Raw genomic sequence first — 8,618 nt, forward strand, 5'->3', positions numbered from 1 at the left:
TTACGCCTCCCGGGTCGCCGCGTCGGTGACCGGCGTGCCGCGGAGGATGGAGTTGCCCTCATGGGTGGCGTCCGTGTCGGCGACCTCGAGGTGGAGACGGCCGCTGAGTCCGTAGAAGGCCACGGGGTTGCGCCACAGCACCTGGTCGACGTCGTCCTCGGTGAAGCCCGCCTCGAGCAGGGCGTCGCCGACCTTGCGGGTCTTGAGGGGGTCGCTTCTGCCCCAGTCGGCGGCGGAGTTGACGAGGACGCGCTCCGGCCCGTACTCCCGCAGTACCTCGACCATCCGCTCCTCGTCCATCTTGGTGTCCGGATACACGGAGAACCCGAGCCAGCAGCCGCCGTCCTTGGCCTCCTTGACCGTGGTCTCGTTGAGGTGGTCGATCAGCACACGGTCCGGGGGCAGCGCGGACTCCCGGACGACGTCGAGGGTGCGGCGCAGGCCGGCCAGCTTGTCGCGGTGCGGGGTGTGCACGAGGGCGGGCAGTTCGTGGTCGGCGGCGAGCTGGAGCTGCCGGGCCAGCGCGGCGTCCTCGGCGGGGGTCATCGAGTCGTAGCCGATCTCACCGACGGCTACGACCTGGTCCTTGACGAGATAGCGGGGCAGTTCGTCCAGGACGGGCACGCAGCGGGGGTCGTTCGCCTCCTTGGGGTTGAGGGCGAGCGTGCAGTGGTGGGCGATGCCGTACTGGGCGGCGCGGAAGGGTTCCCAGCCCAGGAGGGAGTCGAAGTAGTCGAGGAAGGAGGCGGGTGAGGTGCGGGGCTGGCCGAGCCAGAAGGAGGGTTCGACCAGGGCTCGGACGCCGGCGGCGTGCATGGCCTCGTAGTCGTCGGTGGTCCGTGACGTCATGTGGATGTGGGGGTCGAAGATGCGCATCAGGACTCCTTGCCGGACGGGGTGCCGGGGTGGGGCGACGGCGCCGAGGCTGTGGGCGCGTCGCTCCCGGGCTCGGTCAGGGCCAGGACACGGTGCAGGTCGTCGGGCACGGGACGGCCCGCGGCGGAGCGTTCGTCGGCGTAGTCGCCCAGCATGCGGGCCAGTTCGGCGTCGGCGCGGGCGCGGTGGGGCAGGTCGGCCACCGCATCGATGGGGACACCGGTGAACAGGCACTTCAGAACCGCGTGCCGCCAGTTGTGGGCGTCCAGGTGCCGGGCGGCGTACGGCCCGACGGCGGCGGCGACGAGGCGGGTGTCGTTGGTGCGCAGCGCGTCCTCGACGATCGGCAGGGCGTCGGGGCCCGGCATGAGGTGGGGCAACGCGTGCAGGACGGCGCGGCGTTCGGCGGCGGTGCCCTGGCGGTAGACGCGGCCGAGGGCGTCGGCGTCCGCCCGGGCGGCGTGCAGCAGGAGTACGCGGGCGGTGTCGGCGTGCTCGGGTCCGCAGCGGCGGCCCGCCTCGGCGATCCGCAACTCCCAGGCGGAGATGGGCCCGTGTGTGCCCGGGTGGGCGGCCGCCTCGTCCAGGGCCCGGTCCAGCCAGGCGCGGGCGGCGGCGTCCAGCTGTGAGTTCAGACGGGCGCGCAGGGCGGAGACGGGTTCCACCGCACTGGCGGAGGAAGGAGCGGAGGGAGTACCGGAGGAAGCGGCGGAGGCGTTGTGGAGGTGGGTCACGGGGTTCTCCCTTCGGAGGCGACGGGCTCCTCGCCGGGGATCGGGGTCTCGTCGGGGGCTTGGGGCGGGCTCGGAGCACCGGAGGCGCGGTGCAGGAACGGGAGGGACTGCTCAGCGAACTGAGGACCCGCGTGGGAGTGGCGGGGCAGTTCGACGACGATCAGGCCCTGATAGGGGGTGGCGGCCAGGGCTTGCAGTACGGGCGGGAAGTCGATCTCTCCGTCGCCGAAGGGGAGGTGTTCATGGATGCCGCGGCGCATGTCCTCGATCTGGACATGACGCAGCCAGGGTGCGGCGGCGCGGACGCACTCGGCGGGTGGCAGGGGTTCGAGGCACTGGCAGTGGCCGATGTCGAGGGTGAGGCCGAGGGTGTCCGGGCTGCCGAGGGTTCGGCGCAGACGGTGGAAGTCGTCGAGGGTGGCGAGGAGGTGGCCCGGTTCGGGTTCGATGGCGAGCGGGATTCCGGCGGTGGTGGCGGCGTCGAGGACCGGAGCGAGTGTCTCGGCGAGGCGCTTCCAGGCGGAGTCCTCGTCCGTGCCCTCGGGGGTGATGCCGCTGAAGCAGTGCACGGCGTGGGCGCCGAGGTCGGTGGCGACGTGGACGGCCCGGACGAGCAGGTCGACGCGTCGGGCACGTTGCTCCGGGTCCGGATCCAGCAGAGACGGACCGTGCTTGTGCCTCGGGTCGAGGACATAGCGGGCGCCGGTCTCGATGGTGACACCCAGACCGAGCGCGTCCAGCCTTCGCGCCACGCGGCGGGTGCGGGCGGCGAGGTCCGGTGCGAGCGGGTCGAGGTGCATGTGGTCGAGGGTCAGGCCCACGCCGTCGTAGCCGAGGTCGGCGAGCAGGGAGAGGGCGTCGTCGAGGCGGAGGTCGGTGAGGCCGTTGGTGCCGTAGCCGTAGCGGAGGGGGTGACGATTCGGCTGTGGGGGCGACTGGGTGCGGGGGCGGTGGGCCGGCTGGGCGCTCATGTCACGCTCACCTTCCGGGCGAACTTGCGGGCGGCCGGGGCGAGGGCGGCGGTCACCAGGGCCGTGGTGAGGGCCCCCGAGCGGGCGGAGAGGGCGGCCTGGAGCGGGATCATGGCGCGGATGCCGCCGCCGACGGCTCGTTGGGTGAGCGGGGGTGACGGGTTGAGGGCGGCGTGGAAGAGGGGGCGCGCGGAGGTCGCGGCGTAGGCGGCGGCGAGCGCCGTGCGCAGGGCGGCCTCCACGGTGGCGCGCGAGGAGCGTGACCCGGGTCCCCGAGCGGGCCCTGAGGCGGCGCCGGGGCTCTCGGTCCGAGGGCCGTGCGTCATCGTCCACGTCAGTGCCGTGGTGGTGGCGAGTGCGGCCAACGGGGCCATGGGGGATCCGCCCTGCGTCTCGTGGCGGGAGACCGTGGTGGTGGCCAGGGTGTGGGTGCCGAGCGTCAGGGCGGAGGGCAAGGCCCCACGGGTGTGACCGCTGGTGGCCGCCGCGCCGAGGAGGAGGTCCAGGGCGCGGGCGGTGGCCATCGCCGCGGGGCCCGCGGCCGTCCGTTTGAGGACCAGGTCGTACGACCAGACGGTGGCCGCCAGCGCCCCCGCCACGGCGAACGGCCGGCGTCCGGCGCGGGCTGCCAGGGTCAGGCCCGCTGCGGTCAGGCCCCCGGCCGCCGCCAGTGCGGCCGCAGGCCGGATGCGGCCCGAGGGCAGGGGGCGGTGCGGGCGGTCGACGGCGTCCTCGGTGCGGTCGGCCCAGTCGTTCAGGGCCATGCCCGCCTCGTACAGGCAGAGGGAGGACCCTATGGCGAGCAGCGTGCCCCGGGTCGGCCGTGCTCCGGCCGCGGCGGCGCCCGCGAGTGCGTCGCCGGGGACGGTGAACAGGGCGGGGAGGCGCAGCAGTTCGGCCCAGGGGTTCGGCCTCATCGCCCCTCCCCCGGCAGACTCCGCGGTTCCGAGGGCGCCGGCGCCCGTAACCGTTCCGCGAACCGCGCCAGTTGCGTGTACTGCTCCCCCAGGGCCGCGGGACCGTCGCCCAGCGGGTCCTTGAAGTAGAAGCCCAGTTCGCCGAGCGGGCCCGAGAGTCCCGCCTCGTGGGCCCGGGCCAGCAGGCGGGCCAGGTCCAGGACCAGGGGTGCGGCGAGGGCGGAGTCGCAGCCCTGCCAGGTGGTCTGGAGGATCATGCGCGTACCGAGGAAGCCGTCGAAGGCTATGTGGTCCCAGGCGGTCTTCCAGTCGCCGAGCGCCGGTACGTCGTCGATGTGGACCTCGCCCTCGGGGACCGCGTCGAGGGTGTCGGCGAGGACGCGTTCCTTGCCCGCGTTCTTCGCCGCCGCGGCCGCCGGGTCGGACAGGGCCGCACCGTCACCGCCGCCCAGCAGGTTCGTGCCGGACCAGGCCCGGACCGACAGGGCGCGCTGCGCGAACATCGGGCCGAGGACCGACCGCAGCAGGGTCTGGCCGGTCTTGCCGTCGCGGCCGGCGAAGGGCAGGCCGCGGGAGGCCGCCAGATCCTGGAGAGCCGGGTGGTGCAGGCCCGTCGAGGGTGTGAAGTTCACATACGGGCAGCCGGCCTGTAGGGCCGCCGCGGCGTAGAGCGAGCTCGCGGGGAGCTCGGACCCGGTGGGGGCCGGTTCCGTGGACGCCACGTTCACCACCACCGCCCGCGCGAGACGGTGACGGCGCAGGAAGTCCCGCAGGTCCGCCGTGAACGTCTCGATGAGGCCCGTGGAGTCCCGTGTGTCGCCCGGTGCGGGACCGCCCGGGCGGATCTCCCGGTCGGCGGCGGCGAGTTCGGCCGCCACGGCCGTCGGGAGGCTGTGCGGCAGGACGCCTCCGGCGGCCAGGGCCTCCGCACGCTTGGGCAGCGGCCAGTCCACAGTGTCGTGGCCGCCGAAGACGAGGGACGACAACGCCGGCAGGCCGGTGCCGTGGAAGAGGTCGGTCTCGGTGACCATGCCCGTCGGAGGATGCAGGCCCGCGGTCATGGCCGCGCAGCCCGCGACGACGGTGGTGGCGACGGAGCCGCGCGCTCCGATCAGCCACACGCCCACCCGGGGCTGGGAAGGGGACGGGTCGGCGGACATGGGCAGCCTCCTTGTCGTACGCGAGCCAAACAAGCCGTACAGGAACCAGGACCGGCGGGACAAGAACCAGAAGGACGACGAGGAAAGACGGCGGGCGGGAGTCCGGCGTCCCCCGCCCGCCGTCGCTCAGTCACCCGGCGGAGCCGAACTCCTCGACGCCTTCCCGGGCAGTTCCTTGATCCGGATGTCGCGGAAGGACACCCGGTCGTCGGCCCCGTGGTTCTGGATGCCGACATGGCCGTCGCGCAGGCTCCGCGCCGGATCGGTGTTGGTGAAATCGTTGATCTTCTCGCCGTTGAGATAGACGCGGAGCCGTTCGCCCTCCACGCGGATCTCGTACGTGTTCCACTCCCCCGGCGGATTCAGCGCACGGTCGCGCTTGCTGATGTCGGCGGACTGGAAGCTGTAGACGGATCCGGTCGTGCGGTCGGGTGCGTCCGTGGCGTCGATCTGGATCTCGTACCCCTTGTCGACGGCCGACCAGGGGTCGTCGGAGGGCGGGAATCCCACGAAGACACCGGAGTTGTCGTCACCCGAGTCACTCGCCATCTTCCAGTCGAGCTTCAGCGAGTACGAGCCGAATGCGGTGGCCGCGTACCAGAGCATGCCCATGCCGCCGGACGACGTGAGCGTGCCGTCGTCCGAGAGCGTGAACGAACCCGGGCCCGCCTGCTTCCACTGCGACAGTGACTCGGCGGTGCCGTCGAAGAGGGGCGCATACCCCTTCTCCGGACGGCAGTCGGCCTGGGCCGCGCCGACGGCCCAGCGGATTCCGCCCAGCAGGTGCTGCCGGAAGGCGGTATCGGCGTACGACTCCTTGGTGTGGCCGCCTCCGGTGTAGAAGGCGCGGCCGCCCCGGTACTCCTGGCACCAGGCGATCGGATGGTCGCCGTTCATCGTGCCGCCGGTGTACGAGGACTCGTCGAGCGAGGCCAGGACATGGGCCCGGTCTCGTGGATTGGAGCGGTAGTTGTACCACTCGTCCGTGCGTTCCCAGGACTCCCCCAGATGCGAGGTCGCCGGATGGGCACGGTCCTCGACGTTCACCTTGGCCGGCTGAATGGCGGGGTGCGACTGGAAGTACGCTCCCGCCAGTCCGCCGTAGAAGGCCCAGTCGTACTCGGTGTCGGCGGCCGCGTGGATGCCCACGTAGCCTCCGCCGCGCCCGATGTAGCCCTCGAAGGCCTTCTGCTGGGCCTCGTCGAGCACGTCTCCGGTCGTCGACAGGAACACGACGGCGTCGTACCGGGCGAGGTTGCGGGAGGTGAAGGCTCCCCCGTCCTCCGTCGCGTCCACCGCGAGTCCGTGCGCGGCGCCGAGGTCCTTCAGGGCGCTGACCCCGTCGGGGATGGAATCGTGCCGGAACCCGGCCGTCTTGGAGAACACCAGGACCCGGTCCCGCTCGGTGGGTTTTCCCGGTCCTCCCTTCGACACGGCCGAATCCGACACAGCCGGTCCCGACACACACCCGATGAGCAGGGCGGCGCCCACAACCGCAATGACCGTTCTGACTTTCGCTCGCATGGCAGCCCACCCCCCCTCAGCGGGTCGTGAAGGTGAAGTCGTCCACCTCGTACAGCGTGCTGCTTCCTCGTCCCTTGAATACGAGGTAGAGCTTGGTCGTCCCGCGCGGTGCCTTCGTCAGGGACGCGCTGACGTCCTGGTAGTTCTCCCAGCCGCCGGTCGTCGGGACCGTCGCGGTGCCGAGGAGAGGTCCCGTGGGCGAGCCCGCGCGGACCTCCAGCTTTCCGCCGGCGCCGGGGGAGGCGACCCGCGCCGTGATCTTCGTGGCGTTGCTCAGGACATACGGCTCGAAGGAGATCCAGTCGCCGTTGCCGATGTAGGCGATGGTCTTGCCGCCGTGCGCGGTGGTACGAGACTGCACCGTGGCTCCCGAGGCCTTGCCGAAGTGCTCGGCCTGCCGGTGCCTGGGCTGCGCGACGGCCTGGTCGTGGGTGGTGAGCGCTTCCTGGCCGCCGCCACCGCCGTCGGTGTACTCCGCGTCGATGACGCCGAAGATGTTCGCGTTCTCGTCATGGCCGCCGTCGGCGCTGGTCTGGAGGGTGCCGGAACAGCCGTTGGCCGAGGTCACCGGATGGCCGTGGCTGTCGTGGCCGAGGACGAACGTGACCTTGACGCGGGCGCAGTCGATCGTCCCGTCCTCCGGGTCGGTGACCTTGACCTTGAACGGCACCGCGTCCCCGAAGCTGAACAGCTGCCCGTCACCCGGCAGTTCCAGGGTGACCTTCGGCGCCGTGTTGCCCACGACGACGCGCACGCTCGCGCTGCCGGTCCGGCCGCTCGCGTCCTTGGCCGTCAGCGTCGCCGTGTACGTCCCGTTCTTCGTGTACTTGTGCGTGGGGTTCGCCGACGTCGACTTGCCGCCGTCGCCGAAGTCCCAGCTGTACGTGAGGGAGTCGCCGTCGGCGTCACTGGTGCCGGCGGACGAGAACTTCACCGTCAGCGGCGCCTGGCCCGACGTACGGTCGGCCGCGGCCTGCGCCACGGGTGAGTGGCCGTCGGTGGCGTTCTCGATCCGGTACAGGGCCGAGTTCTCGTCCCCGCCGAACCATGAGATGCCGTAGTCGAGGACGTACAGCGCGCCGTCCGGGCCGAAGGTCATGTCCATCACCTGGGTGCCGGACCAGGGGATGTCGCTGATGGACTGCACGGTGCCGTCGGCGTCCGAGGTGATCCTCTTGATCCAGCGGCGGCCGAACTCCCCGGCGAAGAAGTCCCCGTCGTACGCCTCGGGGAACTTGACCGGCGAGTCGAGGCCCGCGTCGTAGTGGTAGACCGGGCCGCCCATCGGGGACTCGGAGCCGTCGCCGAACTCCGGTACGGACGCCCCGTTGTAGGGAATCCAGGCGGGCTGCGCCGGAGGCAGGTCGGTCAGGCCGGTGTTGTTCGGCGAGGTGTTCTTGGGGGCGTCGCAGTCGAAGGCCGCGCCCGATGTGCCGGTGGCGAAGTCGTAGTCCTTGTACGCGTCGTTCTTGCCCGTGCAGTACGGCCAGCCGAAGTTCCCGGGCTTGGTGATACGGGCGAACTCGACCTGGCCGGCGGGTCCGCGCGCGGGGTCGGCGGCGCCGGCGTCCGGGCCGTACTCGCCCACGTACAGGATGCCGGTCTTCTTGTCGACGCTGAAGCGGAACGGGTTGCGCAGGCCCATCGCGTAGATCTCGGGGCGGGTCTTGTCCGTGCCGGGCGCGAAGAGGTTGCCGTCGGGTATGGAGTACGAGCCGTCGGCGTTCACCTTGACGCGGAGGATCTTGCCGCGCAGGTCGTTGGTGTTGCCGGCCGTCCGCTGGGCGTCGAAGGCGGGGTTGCGGTTCGCGCGCTCGTCGATGGGGGTGAAGCCGTCCGACTGGAACGGGTTGGAGTCGTCACCGGTCGACAGATAGAGGTTTCCGGCCGCGTCGAAGTCGATGTCGCCGCCGACGTGGCAGCAGATGCCGCGTGAGGCCGGGACGTCGAGGATCTTCTTCTCGCTGGCGGCGTCGAGGGTGCCGTCCGTCTTCAGGACGAAGCGCGAGAGCCGGTTGACGCCGTCGAAGGGCGCGAAGTCGGCGGCGGTGCCCGTCTCGGGGGCGTCGCCCGCCGGGGTGTCCAGCGGCGGGGCGTAGTAGAGGTAGATGAAGCGGTTGTCGGCGAAGCCGGGGTCGACGCCGATGCCCTGCAGCCCCTCCTCGTCGTGCGAGTAGACATCGAGTTTGCCCGCGAGCTTCGTGTTGCCGGCCGCGTCGGTCAGGCGGAGTTCGCCGTCGCGCGAGGTGTGCAGAACCGAGCGGTCCGGGAGGACGGCCAGCGACATGGGCTCGCCGACCTCGGGTTCGCCCTTGGCGAGGGTGACCTGCTGGAAGTCCTCGGCCGCGGCCGCGGCGGCGGAAGGCGCGGCGGGTGCGGCCGGTGCGCCACCCGGATCGGCGACGGCGGCGCCCGCCTGCGGCGTGGCGAGGCCGA

The 8,618-nt window shown here is 71.9% G+C and carries 7 protein-coding genes; all 7 read right to left on the minus strand.

Annotated elements, in window-relative coordinates:
* A complete protein-coding gene (locus tag FE633_RS21380; RefSeq protein WP_171060059.1) occupies positions 1-876 on the minus strand; it encodes a TatD family hydrolase in 876 nt (291 codons plus the stop codon).
* Positions 876-1,610, minus strand: a complete 735-nt coding sequence (locus FE633_RS21385; RefSeq protein ID WP_138046761.1) for an EboA domain-containing protein — start codon at positions 1,608-1,610, stop codon at positions 876-878. Before FE633_RS21385 ends, FE633_RS21380 begins: the two co-directional genes overlap by 1 nt.
* Entirely contained in the window at positions 1,607-2,581 is a 975-nt protein-coding gene (locus FE633_RS21390) for a sugar phosphate isomerase/epimerase family protein (protein ID WP_138046762.1), read from the minus strand. The genes FE633_RS21385 and FE633_RS21390 overlap by 4 nt, the downstream gene beginning before the upstream one ends.
* Positions 2,578-3,498, minus strand: coding sequence for an SCO3242 family prenyltransferase (locus FE633_RS21395; protein ID WP_138046763.1), 921 nt, complete (start codon positions 3,496-3,498; stop codon positions 2,578-2,580). Before FE633_RS21395 ends, FE633_RS21390 begins: the two co-directional genes overlap by 4 nt.
* Positions 3,495-4,658, minus strand: coding sequence for an inositol-3-phosphate synthase (locus tag FE633_RS21400; RefSeq protein ID WP_138046764.1), 1,164 nt, complete (start codon positions 4,656-4,658; stop codon positions 3,495-3,497). The genes FE633_RS21395 and FE633_RS21400 overlap by 4 nt, the downstream gene beginning before the upstream one ends.
* Before the next feature lie 126 nt (positions 4,659-4,784).
* On the minus strand, positions 4,785-6,182 hold the full coding sequence (locus tag FE633_RS21405; protein WP_138046765.1) for a ThuA domain-containing protein: 1,398 nt from the start codon (positions 6,180-6,182) through the stop codon (positions 4,785-4,787).
* 16 nt (positions 6,183-6,198) lie between these two features.
* Positions 6,199-8,618, minus strand: a 2,420-nt coding sequence (locus FE633_RS21410; protein ID WP_138046766.1) for a PQQ-dependent sugar dehydrogenase, incomplete at its 5' end; no start/stop codon positions are given.

The organism is Streptomyces montanus (genome assembly GCF_005786655.1).
Classification (GTDB): Bacteria; Actinomycetota; Actinomycetes; order Streptomycetales; family Streptomycetaceae; genus Streptomyces; species Streptomyces sporangiiformans.